The sequence below is a fragment of the Bradyrhizobium pachyrhizi genome (genome assembly GCF_001189245.1).
Lineage (GTDB): Bacteria > Pseudomonadota > Alphaproteobacteria > Rhizobiales > Xanthobacteraceae > Bradyrhizobium > Bradyrhizobium pachyrhizi.
This window is the reverse complement of the sequence record NZ_LFIQ01000076.1, coordinates 69,770-88,281: the sequence shown is the minus strand read 5'-3', so window position 1 is coordinate 88,281 and position 18,512 is coordinate 69,770. Positions and strand designations below refer to the sequence as shown.

General features: G+C 65.2%; 22 protein-coding genes and 2 tRNA genes. 12 read left to right on the top strand and 12 right to left on the bottom strand.

Annotation, left to right across the window (positions count from 1 at the left end):
• Positions 1-831 (top strand): autotransporter outer membrane beta-barrel domain-containing protein (locus tag AKL29_RS43675; RefSeq protein WP_193395216.1); only part of this gene is annotated, 831 nt, incomplete at its 5' end.
• 281 nt (positions 832-1,112) lie between these two features.
• On the opposite strand, the gene AKL29_RS15515 is transcribed toward AKL29_RS43675, so the two are convergent.
• Together AKL29_RS15515 and AKL29_RS15510 are read right to left on the bottom strand one after the other, a co-directional pair.
• Entirely contained in the window at positions 1,113-2,357 is a 1,245-nt protein-coding gene (locus AKL29_RS15515) for a metal-dependent hydrolase family protein (protein WP_050384789.1), read from the bottom strand.
• Between the two features lie 22 nt (positions 2,358-2,379).
• On the bottom strand, positions 2,380-3,735 hold the full coding sequence (locus AKL29_RS15510) for an MFS transporter (protein WP_050384788.1): 1,356 nt from the start codon (positions 3,733-3,735) through the stop codon (positions 2,380-2,382).
• 117 nt (positions 3,736-3,852) lie between these two features.
• Here AKL29_RS15510 and AKL29_RS15505 point away from each other — a divergent pair, with 117 nt between their 5' ends.
• Positions 3,853-4,779, top strand: coding sequence for a LysR substrate-binding domain-containing protein (locus AKL29_RS15505; RefSeq protein WP_050384787.1), 927 nt, complete (start codon positions 3,853-3,855; stop codon positions 4,777-4,779).
• 164 nt (positions 4,780-4,943) lie between these two features.
• Positions 4,944-5,804 (top strand): sterol desaturase family protein, encoded by an 861-nt coding sequence (locus AKL29_RS15500; RefSeq protein WP_244482057.1) that lies wholly within the window; start codon positions 4,944-4,946, stop codon positions 5,802-5,804.
• Positions 5,805-5,893: 89 nt separating this feature from the next.
• On the opposite strand, the gene AKL29_RS15495 is transcribed toward AKL29_RS15500, so the two are convergent.
• The gene (locus AKL29_RS15495; RefSeq protein WP_244482056.1) at positions 5,894-7,060 is read right to left on the bottom strand and encodes a glycosyltransferase family 87 protein; all 1,167 of its coding nucleotides are present in this window, start codon (positions 7,058-7,060) and stop codon (positions 5,894-5,896) included.
• A gap of 378 nt (positions 7,061-7,438) precedes the next feature.
• Positions 7,439-7,524, bottom strand: a tRNA-Tyr gene (locus tag AKL29_RS15490).
• A gap of 308 nt (positions 7,525-7,832) precedes the next feature.
• On the opposite strand from AKL29_RS15490, the gene rlmB reads away from it, so the two are divergent.
• Positions 7,833-8,657: a 23S rRNA (guanosine(2251)-2'-O)-methyltransferase RlmB gene (gene rlmB, locus AKL29_RS15485; protein WP_028335377.1), complete on the top strand. Its 825-nt coding sequence runs from the start codon at positions 7,833-7,835 to the stop codon at positions 8,655-8,657.
• Positions 8,658-8,717: 60 nt separating this feature from the next.
• Here rlmB and AKL29_RS15480 read toward each other — a convergent pair whose 3' ends face one another.
• From AKL29_RS15480 to AKL29_RS15470, 3 genes are all read right to left on the bottom strand, one after another.
• Positions 8,718-9,140 carry a hypothetical protein gene (locus tag AKL29_RS15480; protein ID WP_028335376.1) on the bottom strand — a complete coding sequence of 141 codons (423 nt, stop codon included), beginning with the start codon at positions 9,138-9,140 and terminating at the stop codon, positions 8,718-8,720.
• A gap of 94 nt (positions 9,141-9,234) precedes the next feature.
• Complete coding sequence (locus AKL29_RS15475; protein WP_028335375.1) at positions 9,235-9,708, bottom strand: hypothetical protein; 474 nt, start codon at positions 9,706-9,708, stop codon at positions 9,235-9,237.
• A gap of 228 nt (positions 9,709-9,936) precedes the next feature.
• Positions 9,937-10,686 carry a sulfite exporter TauE/SafE family protein gene (locus tag AKL29_RS15470; protein ID WP_050384784.1) on the bottom strand — a complete coding sequence of 250 codons (750 nt, stop codon included), beginning with the start codon at positions 10,684-10,686 and terminating at the stop codon, positions 9,937-9,939.
• Between the two features lie 197 nt (positions 10,687-10,883).
• Here AKL29_RS15470 and AKL29_RS15465 point away from each other — a divergent pair, with 197 nt between their 5' ends.
• The 7 genes from AKL29_RS15465 (at position 10,884) to AKL29_RS15435 (ending at position 14,321) form a co-directional block, all read left to right on the top strand.
• Positions 10,884-11,312, top strand: coding sequence for a hypothetical protein (locus tag AKL29_RS15465; RefSeq protein ID WP_050384783.1), 429 nt, complete (start codon positions 10,884-10,886; stop codon positions 11,310-11,312).
• A gap of 160 nt (positions 11,313-11,472) precedes the next feature.
• A tRNA-Thr gene (locus AKL29_RS15460) sits at positions 11,473-11,547 on the top strand.
• A gap of 577 nt (positions 11,548-12,124) precedes the next feature.
• Positions 12,125-12,382 (top strand): hypothetical protein, encoded by a 258-nt coding sequence (locus AKL29_RS15455; RefSeq protein WP_028335372.1) that lies wholly within the window; start codon positions 12,125-12,127, stop codon positions 12,380-12,382.
• A gap of 476 nt (positions 12,383-12,858) precedes the next feature.
• Positions 12,859-13,047 (top strand): hypothetical protein, encoded by a 189-nt coding sequence (locus tag AKL29_RS15450; protein WP_050384782.1) that lies wholly within the window; start codon positions 12,859-12,861, stop codon positions 13,045-13,047.
• A gap of 55 nt (positions 13,048-13,102) precedes the next feature.
• Positions 13,103-13,282, top strand: coding sequence for a hypothetical protein (locus AKL29_RS15445; RefSeq protein WP_050384781.1), 180 nt, complete (start codon positions 13,103-13,105; stop codon positions 13,280-13,282).
• A 137-nt stretch (positions 13,283-13,419) separates the two neighbouring features.
• Positions 13,420-13,650 (top strand): hypothetical protein, encoded by a 231-nt coding sequence (locus AKL29_RS15440; protein WP_050384780.1) that lies wholly within the window; start codon positions 13,420-13,422, stop codon positions 13,648-13,650.
• Between the two features lie 134 nt (positions 13,651-13,784).
• Entirely contained in the window at positions 13,785-14,321 is a 537-nt protein-coding gene (locus tag AKL29_RS15435; protein WP_050384779.1) for a hypothetical protein, read from the top strand.
• A gap of 36 nt (positions 14,322-14,357) precedes the next feature.
• Here AKL29_RS15435 and AKL29_RS15430 read toward each other — a convergent pair whose 3' ends face one another.
• The 3 genes from AKL29_RS15430 to AKL29_RS15420 all read right to left on the bottom strand — a co-directional run bounded on the left by AKL29_RS15430 (position 14,358) and on the right by AKL29_RS15420 (position 16,833).
• Entirely contained in the window at positions 14,358-15,518 is a 1,161-nt protein-coding gene (locus AKL29_RS15430) for a DUF2652 domain-containing protein (RefSeq protein ID WP_050384778.1), read from the bottom strand.
• Positions 15,519-15,619: 101 nt separating this feature from the next.
• Entirely contained in the window at positions 15,620-16,468 is an 849-nt protein-coding gene (locus tag AKL29_RS15425; RefSeq protein WP_050384777.1) for an alpha/beta fold hydrolase, read from the bottom strand.
• Positions 16,465-16,833: a hypothetical protein gene (locus tag AKL29_RS15420; RefSeq protein ID WP_050384776.1), complete on the bottom strand. Its 369-nt coding sequence runs from the start codon at positions 16,831-16,833 to the stop codon at positions 16,465-16,467. The genes AKL29_RS15425 and AKL29_RS15420 overlap by 4 nt, the downstream gene beginning before the upstream one ends.
• 508 nt (positions 16,834-17,341) lie before the next feature.
• On the opposite strand from AKL29_RS15420, the gene AKL29_RS15415 reads away from it, so the two are divergent.
• Positions 17,342-17,593 (top strand): hypothetical protein, encoded by a 252-nt coding sequence (locus tag AKL29_RS15415; RefSeq protein ID WP_028335364.1) that lies wholly within the window; start codon positions 17,342-17,344, stop codon positions 17,591-17,593.
• Positions 17,594-17,659: 66 nt separating this feature from the next.
• On the opposite strand, the gene AKL29_RS15410 is transcribed toward AKL29_RS15415, so the two are convergent.
• Together AKL29_RS15410 and AKL29_RS44885 are read right to left on the bottom strand one after the other, a co-directional pair.
• Positions 17,660-17,899 (bottom strand): DUF6719 family protein, encoded by a 240-nt coding sequence (locus AKL29_RS15410; protein WP_028342644.1) that lies wholly within the window; start codon positions 17,897-17,899, stop codon positions 17,660-17,662.
• A 303-nt stretch (positions 17,900-18,202) separates the two neighbouring features.
• On the bottom strand, positions 18,203-18,512 hold a 310-nt coding region (locus tag AKL29_RS44885), incomplete at its 5' end, for an outer membrane protein (protein WP_244482055.1).

The window sequence follows — 18,512 nt, the reverse complement described above, 5'->3', positions numbered from 1 at the left end:
TCATGGACGCAGTCGGCGTTCTGGGGCCGCATCGAGGGCGGTCAAACCAGCCTGCGGCCGTCGAACACCACGGGCTCGAGCATGAACAGCGATGACTTCAAGGCGCAGGCCGGGCTCGACGGCCTCGCGCTCGAGAACACCTACGGCCGCCTGATCGTCGGCCTCACGCTGCAATACGGCCTGACCACGGCTTACGTGAATTCGTTATTCGGCAACGGCCGCATCCGCGCCGAGGGCACCGGCGTCGGCGCCACCGCGACCTGGTATGGCGACAACGGCGTCTACATCGACGGCCAGATGCAGACCATGTTCTATCGCGGCGATCTCACCTCCGATCTCGTCGGCAGCATGACCCACGGCAATGAAGGCCTCGGCTATGCGTTCAGCGTCGAGGGCGGCAAGCGCTTCACGATCGGCAACGGTTTCTCGCTGACGCCGCAGGCGCAGCTCGCCTATTCGAGGGTCGACTTCGACGGCTTCACCGACCGCTTCGGCGCGCTGGTCTCGCTCGGCAATGCCGACAGCCTGCTCGGCCGCGTCGGGTTGTCGCTCAATCACCGGAAGAACTGGAGCGACGGCGCCCGCTCCGACCTCTACGCGATCGGCAACCTGCACTACGAATTCCTCGACGGCACCAACGTCGATGTTGCGGGCACCGGCTTCGCCAGCGCCAACGATCGGCTCTGGGGCTCGATCGGCGGCGGCGGCAGCTACAGCTGGGCGGGCGGGCGTTACACCGTGTTCGGCGAAGCTACCTACCGCGCCAGCCTGCAGGATGCCGGCGACAACCACAGCTACAAGGGCACCGCCGGTTTGCGCGTGGTGTGGTGAGGACGGAAGGTCAAGGCGCGATGAGATTGGGTCGTAAGGCGACGGCAGTTTGCTCCCTCGCCCCGTTCTTACGGGGTCGAGACCAGCGAAGCTTGCTCTTGGAGGGTTGGGGTGAGCGGCTCGCTTCGCACATACGGTGATAGCTGCGTCCGCGGAGACTCCCCCTCACCCGGAACGCATCTAGCGATGCGTCATAGCCGAAGCTCTGCTTCGGCGTTCTTGAGAACGGCCGCCGAAGGCGGCCTATGCCTCTCCCCGCACGCGGGGCGAGGTGACCAAGCCTACCCGCCCAACCGATCGACCTCGGCCTTGCCGGCCTTCATCACCAGCGGGATGTGCTCGCCCTGGCCGAGCAGACAACTCACGTCGCGCAGCGGGTTGCCCTCGACCACCAGTAGATCGGCGAACGCCTCCGGCGCGATGCGGCCGAGCTTGCCTTCCATGCCGAGCACCTCGGCGCCGACAACGGTCGCGCTCGCGATCACCGCCTGCGGGCCCAACAATTCGGCGCGGATCCGGAACTCCTCGCTCTGCAGGCGCTGCGACGGTCCGAGCAGGTCGGAGCCGTACCCCATCTTGACGCCGGCCTCGCGATAGATCGCGAGCGAGCGCAGTCCGGCGTCGCGCACGTCGGCGATCTTGGCGACGCTCGCCGCCGGCAGGCCGTATTTCGCGCCCTCATTGGCCAGCGCCTCATAGGTGACCAGCGTCGGCACCACATAGGCGCCCTGCTCGGCCATCAGCCGCGCGGTCGGCAGATCGACCAGATTGCCGTGCTCGATGGTGCGCACGCCGCAGCGGATCGCCCGCTCGATCGCCTCCGCGGTGTAGGCGTGCGCCAGCACATAGGTGTGCCGCGCCCTCGCCTCGGCGACGATGGCGCGGATCTCGTCCTCGGAATAGCCGTAGGCGCCGATCGGATCGGTGGGCGACGCGACGCCGCCGGACGCCATGATCTTGATCTGGTCGGCGCCCATCTGCAGCTCCTCGCGCACCGCCTTGCGCACCGCGTCGACGCCGTCGACGACGCGCGCGATCGCACCGACCCGCACGCAGCAGGAGCAGGTCGGGTCGGCCAGATAGTCGGAGCGGGCGCGCCCGTCGCCATGCCCACCGGTCTGGCTCAGCGCGCGGCCGGAGACGAACAGCCGCGGACCGTCGGTCAGGCCGGTGTCGATCGCCTGCTTCAGCGCATAGCCGGCGCCGCCGGCATCGCGCACGGTGGTGAAGCCGCGCTTCAGCATGGCGCGCAACAGCATGGTCGAGCGTAGCGTCACCAGCACGTTGGCCATGCGGGCCTGCTGCGACAGATCGAGCTCGACCGCGACCGCATGCACGTGCAGATCGATCAGGCCGGGCATCAGCGTCTTGCCCTTGAGGTCGATGACGCGATCGGCCGAGGTCTCGATCGGCCGGTCCGAGACCTCCTTGATCAGGCGATCCTCGACCAGCACGTGGTGGCCTTCGAGCAGATCGGAGCGCAGGGGATCGAGCAGCGCGGCGTTCTTGAAGAGGGTCGTAGCCATGATGGTCTCCTGAGCGCCGCGATCACGCGGCTTCGCTTGCGATGTCTTCCAGCGACCGGCCGCGCGTCGGCACGCCCATCAGCACGACGGTCAGCGCGCCAATCAGGAGGACGGACGTGGTGACGCCGAACACGCCGGCAAAGCCGAAATTCGGATAGAGGTAGCCGACCAGGATCGGCGCTGCGATCGCGCCGATGCGGCCGATCGCGGATGCGAGCCCCGCCCCCGTGGTCCGGATCGATGTCGGAAACACTTCGGCCGTGTAGGCATAGACGCCGGCATAGGTGCCGTTCATGAAGAACGACAGCAGCAGGCCGGCCGTCATGATCTCCGCATCGCTCTTGGCAAAGGCCAGCCCGAGCGCGCTGACGCCGCCGAGCAGCATATAGGTCGCGATCGTCGCCTGCCGTCCGATCCGCTCATTGAAAAAGGCGGCGGTGAAATAGCCTGGCACCTGCGCGCAATACATCGCGAGCGAATAGCCGAAACTCTTGGTGATGCTCATGCCGTTCTGCACCAAGAGGCCGGGAATCCAGACGAAGAAGGAATAGTAGCTGAAGGTGATCGACAGCCACATGATCCAGGTCATGGTGGTGATCCGCGCCTGCCGGCCGGCCAGCAGCGCGGCAAAATTGCTCAACAGCGTTCCCGACGAGGCGACTGGCGCGGCCGGCTCGGCGACCGCAGGCGGCAGCGCGCGGCCCTCGCGCGCGAAGCCGGCCTCGATCCTGTCGAGCACCGCTTCGGCCTCCTTCGCCCTGCCCCGGCTCTCCAGCCAGCGCGGCGATTCCGGCAGCGATCTCCGCCACCACAGCAGCATCACGACAGGCACGGCCGTGATGACCAGCACGATGCGCCAGCCGTTCTCGTAGGCGGGCACGATGAAATAGCCGAGCAAGGCAGCAGCGACGAAGCCGAACGAGAAAAAGCCCGCCAGCGCGCCGGTGAAGGCGCCGCGGTAACGCCGCGCCACGAACTCCGCGAGGTACGGCGCGATGATCGCGCTCTCCGCGCCGGTGCCCATGCCGGCGACGACGCGGGCGGCAAAGAACGCCGGCCAGCTGTCCACCGCCGCGCTGACCAGCGAGGCCGCGCTGTAGAGCGCGAGCGCCGACATCATCACCGCGCGGCGGCCGATCAGGTCGCCCAGCGTCCCCGCGAGCAGCGCGCCGAACAGATAGCCGACGAAGGTGCTGCTGCCGAGCACGCCGGTCTCGACATTGGTCAGCCCCCAGGCGGTGCGCAGCACCGGCAGGATGAATGCCAGCACCGCGGCATCCATCGCGTCGAAGAGATAGCCGAGGCCGCCCATCAGCAGCAGGTGCACATGGAACCGCGCGAACGGCAGGCGCTCGATGCGCGCCGAGATCATCGACATGAAAGTCCCCCCTCGCCCCGCGGCGGCACGCGCCACAGGGTCAGGCGGGAATGATAGACAAACCAATATTATCCGAATAATTTATAATCGTTATCTAGCACATCACCCTTGTGAATATTGCTCGTGTCCTTCCGCACGCTCGACCTCAACCTGCTGAAAGTCTTCGAGGCGCTGATGACCGAGGGCAGCGTCACGCGCGCCGCCAGCGCGCTGACCATGACGCAGCCCGCGGTCAGCAACGCGCTCGCGCGGCTGCGCGACGCGCTCGGGGATCCCCTGTTCGTGCGCACCGCGAGCGGGATCCGCCCGACGCAACGCGCCGTGGCGCTGTGGCAGCCGATCGGCGATGCCCTGGAACATGTCCGCCACGCCCTCGACGAGGATGCCTTCGATCCGCGACAGACCCAGGCCGAATTCATCCTGTCGATGTCCGACTACGTTGCCTCGCTGGTGATGCCGCGGCTACTCAACCGCTTCAGTGAAGTGGCGCCGTCGGCGCGCATCCACACCGTGCCCAACACCATCCTGGAGATCGGCGACCGGCTCGAGGACAACCGGGTCGATTGCGTGCTGAGCGTCTATGTCAACGAGGCGCAGCAGCCGCCGGCCGTGATTCGCTCCCGCTCGCTGTGGACCGTCGAATATGCCTGCATGATGCGGCGGGACCATCCGCTGACCAGGCAGAAGCGGCTCAACACCCGGAGCTTCCTTGCCGCCAAGCATGTCGACGTCAGCCTCGCCGGCAAGACGCTGCCGACCTACGACCAGTTTCTCGCCTCGCGCGGGCTGTCGCGCAATCTGGTCGCGACCGTCAACCATTACAACGCCGCCTACGAGATCGTGCGCCAGTCCGACCTGATCGCCGTGCTGCCGCGCGATCTCAGCGCGCAGTCCCGCCACGCGCCCCATCTGCACGCCATGCCGGTGCCGCTGCCGGCGCCGCCGCGCATCGTCAGCCTGTTCTGGCACCAGCGCAACGACACCGTTCCCGGGCAACGCTGGCTGCGCGAGACGCTGGTGGAGATGTTCGCAAGGATGGAGTGAGCGGGTGGATTGGCGCATGCGGACTAACCCGGCTCCCGGACACCCCTGATCCCCGTAGCGGCACGGGGATGCTGATTAACGCTCCCACAACTCGGGTTTGGTTTCCGATTGACGCCATCGGGGACCGGGGTGGTAGGCTGTCGCCATTTCACGTGGCCATTTGAATGCGCGAGTTATTGGAACAATACCAGCTTTTGCTGGCGCCCTTGATCTTCGTGCCGTTCGAGCAACTTTTTGCAGCGAGGCAGCAGAAGATCTTCAGGCGTGGTCTGCTGACCGATATGGCCTTCCTGTTTCTCAACGGCTGGCTGGTGTTCATCGGCGTGATCGCGATCATCGCGGTGGCGACGCTGGTCAATCAATCGATCCTGCCCTCGGCAGTCAAGCAGGCGGTCAGCGATCTCCCGTATTGGGCTCAGGCGCCCATCGCGATCGTGATCGGGGACCTCGGCGTCTACTGGACCCACCGCATCCTGCACGTCGTGCCCGCCATGTGGCGCATCCATGCCGTTCATCACGCCGTCGAGGAACTGGACTGGCTCGCCGCGATCCACCAGCACCCGCTTGACGTGACCTTCATGAAGGTTGGTTCGCTGTTTCCGCTGTTCGCGCTCGGTTTCTCCGCTGAGGCGATCGGGACCTATCTTGCGATCTACTACTGGCAGTCCTGGCTCGCGCACGCCAACGTGCGCCTGGGCTACGGCCCGCTACGCCGCATCCTGGTGTCGCCGGAGTTTCATCACTGGCACCACAGCAGCGAGCGGGAAGCCAGGGACAAGAACTACGCCGGGCTGTTCTCGTTCTACGATGTGCTGTTCGGCAGCCTCTATCTTCCGGAAGGGCAGAAGCCGACGGCATTCGGCGTCGATCATCCGATGCCCACGAGATACCTGGCGCTTTTGGCCTATCCATTTTTCGCCTGGGCCTCGATGCTCAAGCGCGACGATCCATCGGGCACCGGGCGCCCGGCTGGCGCGGAGGCCGTGCCCGGCACGGCAACGCCGCCGGCGCACCAAGACGGCTGATCGTGATGATCTTCGCCGTAGACTGTTCGCGATCAGCACACTAAAGCGCGATGAGATCGGGTTGAATCCTCATCGCGCCGGATCATGCTTTAGCCGCCGACGGTCGCAGATTTTCGCAACCCCTCGCCTGTAGCCGTCTCGCCGGCCTCTTGCCGGTATCTCATCCAGATCAGCGCGATCACGGTTGCGCACATCATGGGGCCGAGAGGCGTGCGCACGAACGGGAAAGCGTATCCCAATACGAAGACGACGCTGACAGCGTTCCGGAAGGCGCTTCGACTTGAACGCGACGCGAGGCGGCCCGCGCCGGCGTTCATGAGAAACACCAGCGCGACCACCAGGACCGGCATATCGTAGATCGCGAAGTAAGGAGAAATCAGCGGCGTCGCCGCCAGCAGGCTTGCGGCCTTTACGGCGAAGCTGACATGGCCGCGCCACAGGATCAGCACCCCAATCGCAACCACCGATGCGATGGCGACGTGGAACGCCATCGCCAAACCATAGCCAAGGCCGGCGTCTCTCAAGAGCCCATAGATGCTCTGCAGTTTGTACCATGGCAGCGCGCCACTGAGGTGGAATTGCGTCGTGGCGAAGGTGGCGGCCGCGCGGAATCCATCGAAGGTATCCCAACCGAAGATCAGCCCGGCGAGCAGCAGGAGGACCGGAATCACCAAAGCGGCGGTGATAACGATGCGCCAACGCCCGGTGGCGATCAACACGAAGGGAAGCAGCACGCCATATTGAGGTTTGAAGATGAGCAGCGCGATCAGGATTCCACTGAGAAGCGGACGCCTGTCCAATGTCAACAGGATGCCGCCGAGCAACGATGCGGCGAGCAGCGCGCTTTGGCCGGAGATGAAATCGTAGAATACGGGCGGAGCAGCGAGTGCCAGCAGCAGCGCGCCGGAGCGTGGCCGGATGGCATGAACGACGAGCAGCCAGCAAGACAGCTTTGCCGCGCTCCAGACCCAGAACGCGATCGGAAACGGCAGCAGCGCCAGCGGCGCCACAACCAGGAAAAACACCGGCGGATAAAAGAACGGAACCGGTACCTGATCGTAAGGATATGGAGCGTGATTGAGGGATTGCAGCCGGAGAACAAGTTGCTGATGCAGCAGCTCCCAATCGTAGGCCGCCGCCGCATGGCCTTCGAGCGCCATCGTGCCCGCGCCCCAGAAACACGAAAAATCGATTCCGGCCTGGCCGGCACCACCGAAAAATGCCGGTATCGAAACCAGGATCGAGACGCCGAGCAAGACCGCGCAGGCAACCATCAGCGCCGGGTCGTCTCCTGCAGAAGCGTCCCAGTGCAAAATTCTCTTCATGTCGTCTGAAACGGCTCAATCATGAAATGGCGCAATCTACCATTGCGCTCGCGGGCCGAGCAATGGAACGCCGGCGGCGGCTGGAGATGTTTGCGCGGATAGGGTGAAGACGCAGGCGTCGAATGGATGAGCGGGCTGTGGGCCGCCTTGGCTCGCTTCGCTACGATGGAGTTTTCCGGGCTCGCCGAGCCGTGGGTCGCGGATGTCAGTCCGTCTACGCTTTCGCTGTCGCTCAAGCTACGCCGGACACGCTTCGCCCTGACGGGCCCCGGCGCGGCTCCGCCACGCATAGCCCGTCAGGGCGAAGCGTGGTGGGGGAGGCAGGACTCGAACCTGCGAAGCCATGAGGCGGCTGATTTACAGTCAGCTCCCTTTGCCACTCGGGACACTCCCCCGTCCAACAGCATCAGACCGGCCGCGCGAGTGGCGGCGGACCGGTCATCGAAATGACGCTGATAACCGGCCGACCCGAAGCGGGTGCGCGGTCGGGCGCGTTTATGGGGGAAGGCGGTCCCCAAAGTCAACCAAGCCGGCCGTCTATTTGGGATACTTTTGCAGGCTCTGGCGATCTCTGTTCCAAAGTAGTGAGTGTTGCGGCTAGATTCTTGTTTTGTCGCGTTTTCCTCACGCGAACCGGACCCCACTTCGCTCGAAAACGCTGTGTAAAATTGCCAATATTCGGGAGCCGTGACACAAGCCTCACATGAGCGATCGCGACCGCAAACCCAATTTCCGAGGCAAGGGCGGCAAACCCTTCCAAAAAGGGCCGAAATTCGGCCGCCCGCCGGCCCGGCGGGAACGCGAATCCGGTTCCGACGGGCCGGTGATTCTGTATGGCTGGCACACGGTGTCGGCCGCGCTCGCCAACCCCGACCGCCATATCCGCAAGCTTTACCTCACCGAGAACGCGGCGAAGCGCCTCGCCGACGAAAACATCGCGACCCGCGTCGCCCCCGAGATCGTCCGGCCCAGCGAGATCGACCGGCGCCTCACCCCCGATGCGGTGCATCAGGGCCTCCTGGCAGAGGCCGATCCCCTGCCCTCGCCCGGCATCGACACGCTGGCGCTGGAGGGCATCGTGCTGGTGCTCGACCAGATCACCGATCCGCACAATGTCGGCGCCATCCTCCGCTCGGCCGCGGCGTTCGCGGTGAAGGCGATCGTCACCACCGCCCGCCACAGCCCGGAGGCGACCGGCGTGCTGGCGAAGTCCGCCTCCGGAGCGCTCGAGCTGGTGCCTGTTGTCACCGTGCAGAACCTGGCGCGCGCGCTGAACGAGTTGAACGAGCGCGGCTTCCAGACCGTCGGCCTCGACAGCGAGGGTACCGAGGATCTGGGCAAGGCCGCGCTGCAAGCGCCGCTCGCGCTGGTGCTCGGCGCCGAAGGCAAGGGCTTGCGGCAATTGACGCGCGAGACCTGCCGCGTCGTCGCCCGCCTCGACATGCCCGGCGAGATCAAGAGCCTCAACGTCTCGAACGCCTGTGTGCTCGCGCTCTATATCGGCGCCAGCCGGCTCGGGCTGATGTGAACGACAAACGCCCGCTCGCGTGGCGCGAACGGGCGTTGATGTCTCGAACTGACGATCGGATCAGTAGTAGCGGCGCAGCACCGGGTGGCCGTAGCGGCCGTAGCGATAGCCGTAGTGCGAACGATAGCCGTAGTGCTGGCGGTAGCCGTAGCGACGGTAGCCATAGTGGCGATAGCCGTAATACGGGCGGCCGTAGCCTTCGCGGTAGTACGGACGCGGTGCCCAGTTGCCCGGACCGGTGTAGGTCGGTCCCTGGTTGACGTAATAGTACTGCTGCGCCGCGCCGGGATAAGCGGCATCCGGGTCGGGCAGACGTTCGACTGCGCCGTAGCCGTAACCGCCATAGTAGCCACCGCCGCAACCACCGCAGCCGTAATTCACGACGGGCGCGGAATAGCCGCAAGGGTTGAAGCCGCACGCCATTGCGGGCGCGGCCACCATGACGGCCACCGCCGCAATCAGTCCTTTGATCATTTGACGCATTACTCTCTCCTGTAGGTCTCTCTGTTCGTCGCGTAGCTCTTGATGGCTATTCAGGATCCCCGTTCGAGGGGCTCTTGATTTCGGGCAGTTGACTTTAGAATCGTCGAGGTCGCGGTGGCCGCGGGAACGGGCCCGGCAACGGCCGCGGCCCGTTGAACTCGGGCGCGTAGATCACCGGCGGCGGATCGACCGGCACGTTGGACTGTGCCGGCAGCGGAGCCGATTCCGCGCCCCACGATTGATGATAGCTCTCGGCCGGCTTGGGCAGGCGGCGGTTGGCCGGCGGCTCGATCTCGAGACGGCCGTAACCCGGCATGCGGCCGAGGCTCGGATAATAGTGGCCGACATTCGGCTGGGGATCGATCGGGCGGCCGCCATAAACGGTCGGCACCATCGACTCGTTGCGGGCGAGCCCCATCGCGCTTTCGACCACGGCGTAGGAGGCGTCGACGCCGTTAATGATGATCGGCACGCCGGGCCGCACCGGCACGACAATGTCGAAGCCGCCGCCGGCCAGCGCCGTCGAGCTCATCGCAGCCAATATCGCCAGCGCAAGACTTGCGCGCATGTTCACCCAGCGTCCCGAATTGTTCCACCACAACCTAATCCAACGGCTTGGCGGAAGGGTTAAGGACGCCGGCCAAACTGCCGGTAAGCCTAACGCGTAAGCATCGGCATCCGGTCAATGCGGCCGTGCGGAATCAGAAATCGTTAACGGGCGCCCGGGAGCATGAGCCGGAAAAGTGCGAAGCGGACTTCCGAAAAGATCATGCTCAAACAAAGAGCCGCCTCCCCGTCAGGTGAAGGCGTTCTCGACGATCGAGTGGACGCCGATCGCGATCGTGACCGCGCCGACCGCCACTTGCAGGCCGCGATTGGCCCAGGTCAGCCAGCGCGCCGAGGCTGCGAGCGGCACCGCGATCACGCTGGACAGCACGCCCATGCCGATCATCGAGCCGATGCCGAACAGCGCGACATAGCCGAGCCCGATCACCGGACTTGGGGCCTGCGACACCGTCAGCACCAGGAGCGCCGCCGAGCCGGCCATGCCGTGCATCAGGCCGACCAGGAGCGTGCGCCAGCGGAAGCCGTGCGCATGGCTGTGCGCGGCGCGGACGTGCGGCACGGTGGACGCACGCGCCATGGTGGACGCACGCGCCACGGTGGACGCAAGCGCCACGGCTTCACCGGCATGGCTGTGGGCGTGGAAGTGCGTGGTGCCGTCGCCATGCGAATGGGTGTGGAAGTGCACGCGGTCACGCCACAGCCGCCACCACACATGCACACCGAGGCCGACCAGCATGATACCGACCGCGGTCTCGATCGGCTGCGATACCGTCTCGGGAATCGCGCGCCCGAGCAGGATCGCGGCGCCGGCAAAGACGAACAAAGTAAGCGTGTGGCCAAGCCCCCAGGTCAGCCCGTGCTTGACGATGTCACCGACATGGGTGCGGCGGGCCGCGATGCTCGATACCGCCGCGATATGATCCGGCTCCAGCGCATGCTGCATGCCGAGCAGAAAGCCAAGACTCAAGATTCCGAACATCAATCCCCCGCGTCGGCACCGACATCAGTCCGTTCACCGCTGTACACGCAATTCTCGTCAAAGGCAGCATGCTCCGGAACGCATCATGCGCACGAACCTGCAGAACTTCACACTGCTTTGAACACGGGGCAAGGCCGCGCTGGAACAGGCACGGCACCGCGAGATTAGCTCTCGACGACGACGAGAGGAGATCTCGCATGACACAATTCAAGATCCTCGGCGTGGCAGCCCTGCTCGCCTCGGCACTGGCGGGCCCGGCGATGGCGCAACAGACGATCGGCACCGCCGCGCGCTGCTCGAATGCCTGGCCGGACGCCCCATGCCAGGCGATGGCACCGGGCACCACCCGCACCGCCTATCACCAGCGCATCGATCGGCGGGACCAAGGCTGGCAGGGCAGCTACAACCGCTATGATCCCGGCCCGTTCGCGCCCGTCGACGCCGCGGCCCGCGTGGCCGGCGGCGCGGTCGGCACGGCGGCTGCGGTCGCCACCGCCCCGTTTGGCGGCCCCGACTATGCCCGCGCCCCGATCGGCGGCGCCGAATACGCGCGGCAGAATGGCTTTGTCTGCACCCCCGGCACCCGGTTCCGCGGCAGCGACGGCCGCCGGCATCCCTGCCAGTAGCTCAGCTGATTAGGCCGACGGCGCAGAAGGCGTGCGGGCCGCCTTTTTGCTGTCGGGCCGACACGGGGACGCGATCGCTTCTCGCCTGCTCGGTTCAAGCCTTGGTTCTGGCTCTGGCGCGCCAAGTCTGCTATGCGAGCGCGCAAATCATTGCCAATTCGCCGGCTTAGCTCAGCGGTAGAGCAGCAGTTTTGTAAACTGAAGGTCGGGGGTTCAATCCCCTCAGCCGGCACCAATTGGCTTGGATTTCCGCCATCCTTGCCGCCGCGACACAGCTTCAGTCTGCCGAGATCGACCGTCGACCGCGGCAGCCCCTCCAACTCGCAGGCGAATACGGCAGTTCCGAGCATGGGGAAGCGTGCTTCGACGCTGCAGAGCTGTCCAGAGCATGCTTCTTCGATGCCGACGCCGAAGCAGTCCGCTGCTGCAAATCCCTTGATGACCCCGTGAACGCCGACCGTCCTGCGGCCGATGCTGCCTTCAAACCGAAGTGCCTGGGCATCGCGTCCTCCATTCAGATATGCGCGGCTTTGCGCCGCGCGTCTTTCCCGGCTGCGATTCGAACACGTCGTCGCGATTCAATCAAAGCGCTTCGCTTGATTGCCCACAATGTACGGAGTGAGCCGTAGTATTCCGGGTGTCGGGCGTGCCACATCGTCGATCGCGTTCACCGATAGCCATGCAACGACCTCTGCGCTCGCAATGTCTTGCATGAAGCCCTAGCGAGAACGTTGAGTCCTCTCGCGACGACTACTTGTGATTTTGTTCCCGCTGGCTATTGTTCCCGCACTTTCACCTTCGGGAATTTCAAAATGAAGATTGTTTTCTGCACCGCGATTGTCCTGTCCACGCTGGCCGTCGCTCCGGCGAGCGCCAGGGAGCGCAATGACAGCCCTCACTCCCAGGCCTGCATGGCCAAGAACGGCTTCAATCTCGATATGTGGCGCGCTCACTCCGCGGGCACCGACGCGCAGGTCCTGAGGTACATTCAGTGTCGGGATCGGGTGTCCGCAGCACAGGCCAAGGCGATCGGCATCCGCGACCATAACTTCAGCGCGGGCTATCGATGAGCCTTGAGGGTGACGCGAAAATCGGACGCGCCCTCGCCTTGCTTGCCAGCGGCTGCATCCCGGCAAGCGCCGCAGGCTGGACCTGCTCCGCCGCGGGTCTGATCTCGGGTCGTATGATGGCGGCGATAGCGCCTACATCCATCTCACCGGTTTCCCGAACGGCAACAACTATCCTGTCGCCAAGAAGGGCAGCCGGGCCACCGGCACGACGAAGAACGGCACCCGCTTCGTCTGCACGCAACGCTAGGGCACATCGGCGGGACGACAGGAACCGCCACGTCGACGTGGTGGTGACGCGCTGAGACAGCTCGCCCGTCCGGACCGATGCCGCGCCGCAGGGCCGGTACGGAAGGCCGTTGCGACACTCCCGTGGCAGGAATCGTGGGATCCTTCCCGTAGGATCACCCATCCCTCGCCTTGCTTCTGTTCTTGCGGCCCCAAACAGGGTATGCAGAATGCGGGGTGGGACTCAGCCAATGACCTATTTGATCCTTGCCCGAGATGGCACCAGCCAAATCGTGCTGAAGCGCGACAGCGAAGACGCGGCCGAGAAGAAGGCGCGCGAGCTGAAGGAGATGGGCTGGTTCGAAGTCGAGGTCCGCGAGGACAAGACGGCGCCCGTCACGTCGGCTCCCCCGGCGGATCGTCCACCGACGCTGCAATGACGCCTTGATGAACCTTTGCCGGGTGGCCCTTACAGATATGTGAGGAGCCGCCACCATGTCCGACACAGCACATTACCGCTTCCAATCCGATCAGGCGCGACGGCTGGCCAGGCAGGTGACCGACGCCGCGGTGCGCGAGAAGCTGCTCGAAATGGCCGAGGAATATGGCCGCTACGCCGACCTGATCGAGGCGCGCAGCGCCGAACAGATGCCCGCCGCGATGGCGGCCCATTAGGCTGAACCCCGCCCCGTTCCGGCCGGCTCACCGGTTCGTCCTCTCCTGACGCTCGTTCTCAAGGTGAGGCCAAATCCGCTCGACAACGCCTGAGGATTTGTTTGGAACATGATGCCTTCTCACGCGATTTTCCTCGCATGAGGGTCCGCGAATCCGACCGCAATTTGCTGCTTCTGGGCACGTTCACGCTGCTCGGCATGGTCGCTGCCGGCCTCGTCGCCCTGCTTGATCCGGCGCCCGCGCCGGCGAATGCCGCGCCTCGGCCGGCCGCGAATCGCGCGGCGGCATCGGATCAGGGACGGGCCCAGACCCCGGTCCGGATCGTCGGTACCCCGTTCGTCCCGAACACCAATCCCCGTCAACGCTGACCGTCCACGCCCGCGGGGCGTGTCACAATTATGTCACCGCGCCCACCAAACAGGCGTCTTCGTCAACCATCATGATGGCGAGCGCTTGATTCCGCGCGGTTGCTTTGCTGGAATCCGCGCGCTCAGGGTGCGCCATGAAGTGGATGAAAGAACGCGATCTCCTGATCGCGCAGACAATGGCTTTCGTACAGTCGGTGAAGGGCAAGCTGCCCGACGCCGAGCCGCTGGTGTCTGCCCCGCAGACGGCGGTGCCGCCTGCCGCAAAGCCGACCGCCACGGCGCCTGCCGCTACACCTGCCCCCGCCGCGTTGCCGATCGCCGCTGAACAGGCCCTGGCCGAGGCAATCGCCACGTTCAGCGTCAAGCCTGCGGCCGAGGTGCGGGCTGCGGTCGTGCCGCCTCCGCTTCCGGTGCCGACCGTGATCGAGGGCCTGCCCCCCGCTCCGTCGCCTTTGGCGGTGACGGCCGTCGAAGTCCCGCCTCAACCGGCGCAGCTGCCGCACTTTGCCAGGCTCGACATCAGCGGCGACTTCGGATCCGAGGTGCGGGAGCGGGTTGCCAATTTCCGCGCACAGCAGCAGCGCTTCCTGAAGGAGCGCGAGGAATATTGCACCACGACCATGGCCAAGGTCCGCGCCGCGATCAACGAGCTACCGCGCTCGGGCAAGTAACGCAGCCCCATTAGACCCCGGACCGTGCGTTGGGCATCAGCTGCGCGCGCCCGATTTCACCGGCTCGGTCAGGAAGCGCCCGCTCGATCGCGTCAACGCCGGCTCCTCCACTGCATCGAGCGCAGGCTGCTTTCCTTCCAGCATGGATCGCAAGCCGGCGATCGCCTTGGTCATGCGTTCGGCGTATTTCACCGCGGCGCCGTCGACGAACTCTCGATCCTTTGGCTTAGGTTTGGCGACCCGCAGCTCCAGATGCGTCATTCCGTTTGGACCGTCCAGAACGGCGCGAGTCATCACGATCCGCGGCGCGCCGGGAATCGGAAGCGTGATGCCCACCGTGAAATAATCGGTCGGGCGCCAATCGAGCATCTCCTCAACGACAGTATGGTTGCCGTGCATACAGTGGTTCCTGGTGCCGGGACCGCGTCGTCCCCTGCCGGAATCCTCGACGATGGTGTCGGCGTCCCACCATTTCTGCCATTGCCCGGGCACGGTGAAAAACTCCCAAACCGTCTGCCGCGGCGCGGCGATGTCGAATTCCAGCATGATGTAGGCATCGTCGCGCGTCACCTGCATCCGGGTTTGCGCGTCTTCCTGCCGCCACGCCGCTTCGAGATCGCGCGCCCACAGCGTCACGTCGCCGATGACGTCGATGGTTTCCCGATGGGCGATGAAACCCTGCGCGACCGGATCGACGCCCATCGCGCGGATGGCCGCGTCGCTGTAGAGCGCGTAGGCGCGTCCGCCAACCTTCTCACCAACCGTGTTCTTGAGCAGCCGGTGGACCAGAATGACGTCGCGCCCGGCGAGCTCCTCTCTCCCGCCCATCTTCTGCTTCACCATCTCGCCATGATGGACCACGAACTTGAAATCGAGATCGCCCATCGCGACGCAGGCCTGACACTCGCAAGTCGAGGCCTGGCGCACGTTGCGCAGGCGCCGGCGGAACTTGAAATAGGCGCCCTCGATCGCGTCCTGCAGCAGCGAGCCGTCGATCTTTTCGGCGGTGGTGTAGACGAACGCGGCGTCGCCTTCGAACTTGGCGAGGCGGAATGGCGGGCGCAGCGCTTTCACCACCGTATCCATGAAATCGGCGATGATGTCCTGCGCATGGTCGAGCTCGACCGCCGCGAGGAAATTGGTATAGCCGGAGATGTCGGCAATCGCGAAATAGGCCGCTTCAGCCTTCGGAAGCATGGGGACCTCCTGCGCAACCGGTTCACGCCCAATCGTGCGGATGCGCAGTCTGTCATACCGCGCCGCCCGAGGTCGAGGACCAAAGCAACCCGGGGCGTGCGCTAGCGGCCGCCGATCTTCTCCAGCACCGGCAGCAGGTGGGTGAGAAACTCGCCCGGATTCTCGCTCATCGGGAAATGGCCGAGGCCCTTCATGATGGTGGCCTCGGCTCCGGCAATGCTGTTCGCCACCGCCAGCGTCTCTTCCGGCGTGCAGGAATAGTCGTACTCGCCCGACAACAGAAACAGCGGGCAACGTCTGGTGTCGATCTCGGCGACGCGGGCGCGGATGTCGCCGTCGACCTTGTAGAAATAGAGGTCGCCCTTGAACACGCCGGGCCCGCTCTGCATGTAATGCCACAGCGTCTCCCACCGCTCCTTGTCGGGCGCGTCAGGGCCGACGAGGCCCGAGACGATGGCGGAGGCGACCTCGCCGCCATGCACGTCCGGCCGGTGCAGGAAGTTCAGGTCGTAATAGGGATCGACATGCGCGCCCGCCTGCAGGCCGATGATGGCGCGGAAACGTTCGGGATGCTCGAGCGCGAGATGCAGCGCGATCCGGCCGCCGATCGAGCAGCCGATCACGATCGGCCTGTCGAGGTCGAGCGCGTCCATCACCGTCAGGATCATGGTCGTGTATTGCGCGGAGGTGAGCTGGTACTCCTCGTCGTGCCAGCCCTGCGGCGGCGACGACTTGCCGTGCCAGGGCATGTCGAAGGCGATGACGCGATGGTTGCGCGTGACGCGCGCATCGTTCATCAGGCCGCGATATTGCCGCCCGTCGGCGCCCGCGGTGTGCAGGCAGAGCAGCGGCGTGCCCTCGCCCGCCTCCTCGACATAGACGCGGTGGGCCCGGCCGAACAGCTCCAGATGCATGTAGCGGCCGATGATCGGTTCGAATCTGGCGCTCATGCGGCCACTCCCTCGCGGCGCAGCTTGCCGAGCGCCTCCTTGAAGTAGCGCAGGTTCGCCATGAAGATCTGCAGCTCGCCCTCGGCCTTCAGCACGCGGCGCTTGATCAGTGCCATCAGGTCGTTCGAGCCCGGCGGCGGCCGCTTTTCGCAGAACCGTTCCCACTCCGCCTGCGAGGTGCGCAGCGCGAACGACGACGAGGGCATCACGAACGGGCCCTTCGTCACCGCGACGATCCGGCCCTCATGGATCGCGATCAGCCAGGCGGCCGCGCCGATCTCGAGCAGGAATGTCGTGGTGAGGTAACGGCCGCGCCGCACCAGGCCGGCGTCGCCGTTGACCCGTTCCTTCAGCGTGTCGATCATATCAGCTCCCCGATCGCGGCCCGTCCGCGCACGGCGCAGCGGACGCTTGTTCTGCCGGCAATGATGGAAGGAATGGGGTAGCCGTCAATCGCCAGCGGCGGCGCGTGGCTCCGGCGTTTTCGCGTGGCCGCCACATACGAATTTTGGCGAGAGCCGGGAGATCTAAAGCCAGGATATCTAAAGCCAGGACCAGACCAGCGCCACGTTGGCGGCGCAGGCCGCGAGCAGCGCAACCGCAAGCGGGAGTTGCACGCGTTCGTAAGGGGACTGGTGGATCGCTCTCATGGGCCGGAGCATCCGGCGATTCTACCCGGAGAGTCCCGGGGATTCTTTTTTCGGGGGTTTACCACCCGTTAAGGACTCAAAACCCTTCCGCGAAAGGGTCGAATTGACTCATATTTTCAGATGCTTGCCGCGGATGCTCGCTCACGGTTCCGTGACCGGAACGGCGATATTGCCTGAAACCCAAAACGGGGGCTGGCGTTGTCGGTTGTTTGGGGAACGACGAATGCCGTACGCGCTGTTTTATCAGGACGCCAAGCTGAGCAAGGCCTATCCGACCGAGGCGGATGTCTGGACGCTGGCCAGGAAATCCGGCCTGGTGGTGGATGCCATCTCCGGGGAGGAGAAGTCCGCGCCGCGCCCGGTGCTGGATAACGACTACGAAATCCGGCCCTGTCAGCTAGAGCCGAACGAGGATCCGGCCAAGAACAAGGCCGATGCCGATCGCGAAGCGCGTCTGGAGCCGCGGTTGAACTAATCAGACGGTGGGCTGGCCGGCGCGCAGCGGCGGGCCGGGGATGCAATGGGTGCGGTCGCCCCGCGCCTACGGCATTGCCGTCGCCAGCGAGGCCTGTTCGGCGGCGAGCGAAACGCAAATCTTCCGCCGATGCAGACCCCGGATCGCGCCGGTCACCTTGAGCACCTTGCCAGCCGAGCAGGACGCGTCCTGCACGAAGACAACCTCATAGGGCGCGAGCGCCAGGGGTTCGGATTTGAGGATGGTCTGGGCAAGGCACGGCACGGAGACCGCAGAGAGGATCAGCCCTAACGCAAAACTACGCATGTTCGTTTGTCCACCAGCCCGGCGATCGCATAATAGCGCAGCACGATGAAAGTTCCGTGCAATGCAGGAATTATTTTTTGCATTGCACGATCAGGCCTGAACATCAGGTGAATGTGGGGTCGTAACCCGGATGGAGCGGAGCGAAATCCCGGGACTTCGTTCGTCGGATCGGCGGCCCCGGATTGCGCTGCGCTCCATCCGGGCCACGGGTCACCGCATCCGTCGTCATTGGGGGGCGAGCGGCCGGCCAACAAAAAGGCCGACCCGAAGGCCGGCCTTTCGATTGATGCGATGAAGCCGCGATCAGTAGCGGGAGCCGACCGGGCCACCCCAGCCGAAGCGGTAGTTGACCCCGAGCTTGACGGTGTGCTCGTCGTTCCGGAAGCTCGTCCCGACGAGGTCGGCCGGGCCGCTGGTGAAGTTGGTCTTGCCGAAATTGTAGTACTGGTACTCGGCCTTCGCCGACCAATTGGGGGCGAACATGTATTCGAGGCCCGCGCCGACCGTATAGCCGTCCTTGTGGCCGCCATCGGTGGTGAAGGACGCCGGCACGCCGCCGACCGACGCAGTGATGTTGTTGCTGTCGCGCCAGGCATAACCGCCCTTGGCGTAG

Coding starts and splice junctions, on each gene's coding strand:
- AKL29_RS15515 (WP_050384789.1), bottom strand. CDS start 2,357: ATGGCTACGACCCTCTTCAAGAACGCCGCGCTGCTCGATCCCCTGCGC.
- AKL29_RS15510 (WP_050384788.1), bottom strand. CDS start 3,735: ATGTCGATGATCTCGGCGCGCATCGAGCGCCTGCCGTTCGCGCGGTTC.
- AKL29_RS15500 (WP_244482057.1), top strand. CDS start 4,944: ATGCGCGAGTTATTGGAACAATACCAGCTTTTGCTGGCGCCCTTGATC.
- rlmB (WP_028335377.1), top strand. CDS start 7,833: ATGAGCGATCGCGACCGCAAACCCAATTTCCGAGGCAAGGGCGGCAAA.
- AKL29_RS15480 (WP_028335376.1), bottom strand. CDS start 9,140: ATGCGTCAAATGATCAAAGGACTGATTGCGGCGGTGGCCGTCATGGTG.
- AKL29_RS15475 (WP_028335375.1), bottom strand. CDS start 9,708: ATGCGCGCAAGTCTTGCGCTGGCGATATTGGCTGCGATGAGCTCGACG.
- AKL29_RS15470 (WP_050384784.1), bottom strand. CDS start 10,686: ATGTTCGGAATCTTGAGTCTTGGCTTTCTGCTCGGCATGCAGCATGCG.
- AKL29_RS15465 (WP_050384783.1), top strand. CDS start 10,884: ATGACACAATTCAAGATCCTCGGCGTGGCAGCCCTGCTCGCCTCGGCA.
- AKL29_RS15455 (WP_028335372.1), top strand. CDS start 12,125: ATGAAGATTGTTTTCTGCACCGCGATTGTCCTGTCCACGCTGGCCGTC.
- AKL29_RS15450 (WP_050384782.1), top strand. CDS start 12,859: ATGACCTATTTGATCCTTGCCCGAGATGGCACCAGCCAAATCGTGCTG.
- AKL29_RS15445 (WP_050384781.1), top strand. CDS start 13,103: ATGTCCGACACAGCACATTACCGCTTCCAATCCGATCAGGCGCGACGG.
- AKL29_RS15440 (WP_050384780.1), top strand. CDS start 13,420: ATGAGGGTCCGCGAATCCGACCGCAATTTGCTGCTTCTGGGCACGTTC.
- AKL29_RS15435 (WP_050384779.1), top strand. CDS start 13,785: ATGAAGTGGATGAAAGAACGCGATCTCCTGATCGCGCAGACAATGGCT.
- AKL29_RS15430 (WP_050384778.1), bottom strand. CDS start 15,518: ATGCTTCCGAAGGCTGAAGCGGCCTATTTCGCGATTGCCGACATCTCC.
- AKL29_RS15425 (WP_050384777.1), bottom strand. CDS start 16,468: ATGAGCGCCAGATTCGAACCGATCATCGGCCGCTACATGCATCTGGAG.
- AKL29_RS15420 (WP_050384776.1), bottom strand. CDS start 16,833: ATGATCGACACGCTGAAGGAACGGGTCAACGGCGACGCCGGCCTGGTG.
- AKL29_RS15415 (WP_028335364.1), top strand. CDS start 17,342: ATGCCGTACGCGCTGTTTTATCAGGACGCCAAGCTGAGCAAGGCCTAT.
- AKL29_RS15410 (WP_028342644.1), bottom strand. CDS start 17,899: ATGCGTAGTTTTGCGTTAGGGCTGATCCTCTCTGCGGTCTCCGTGCCG.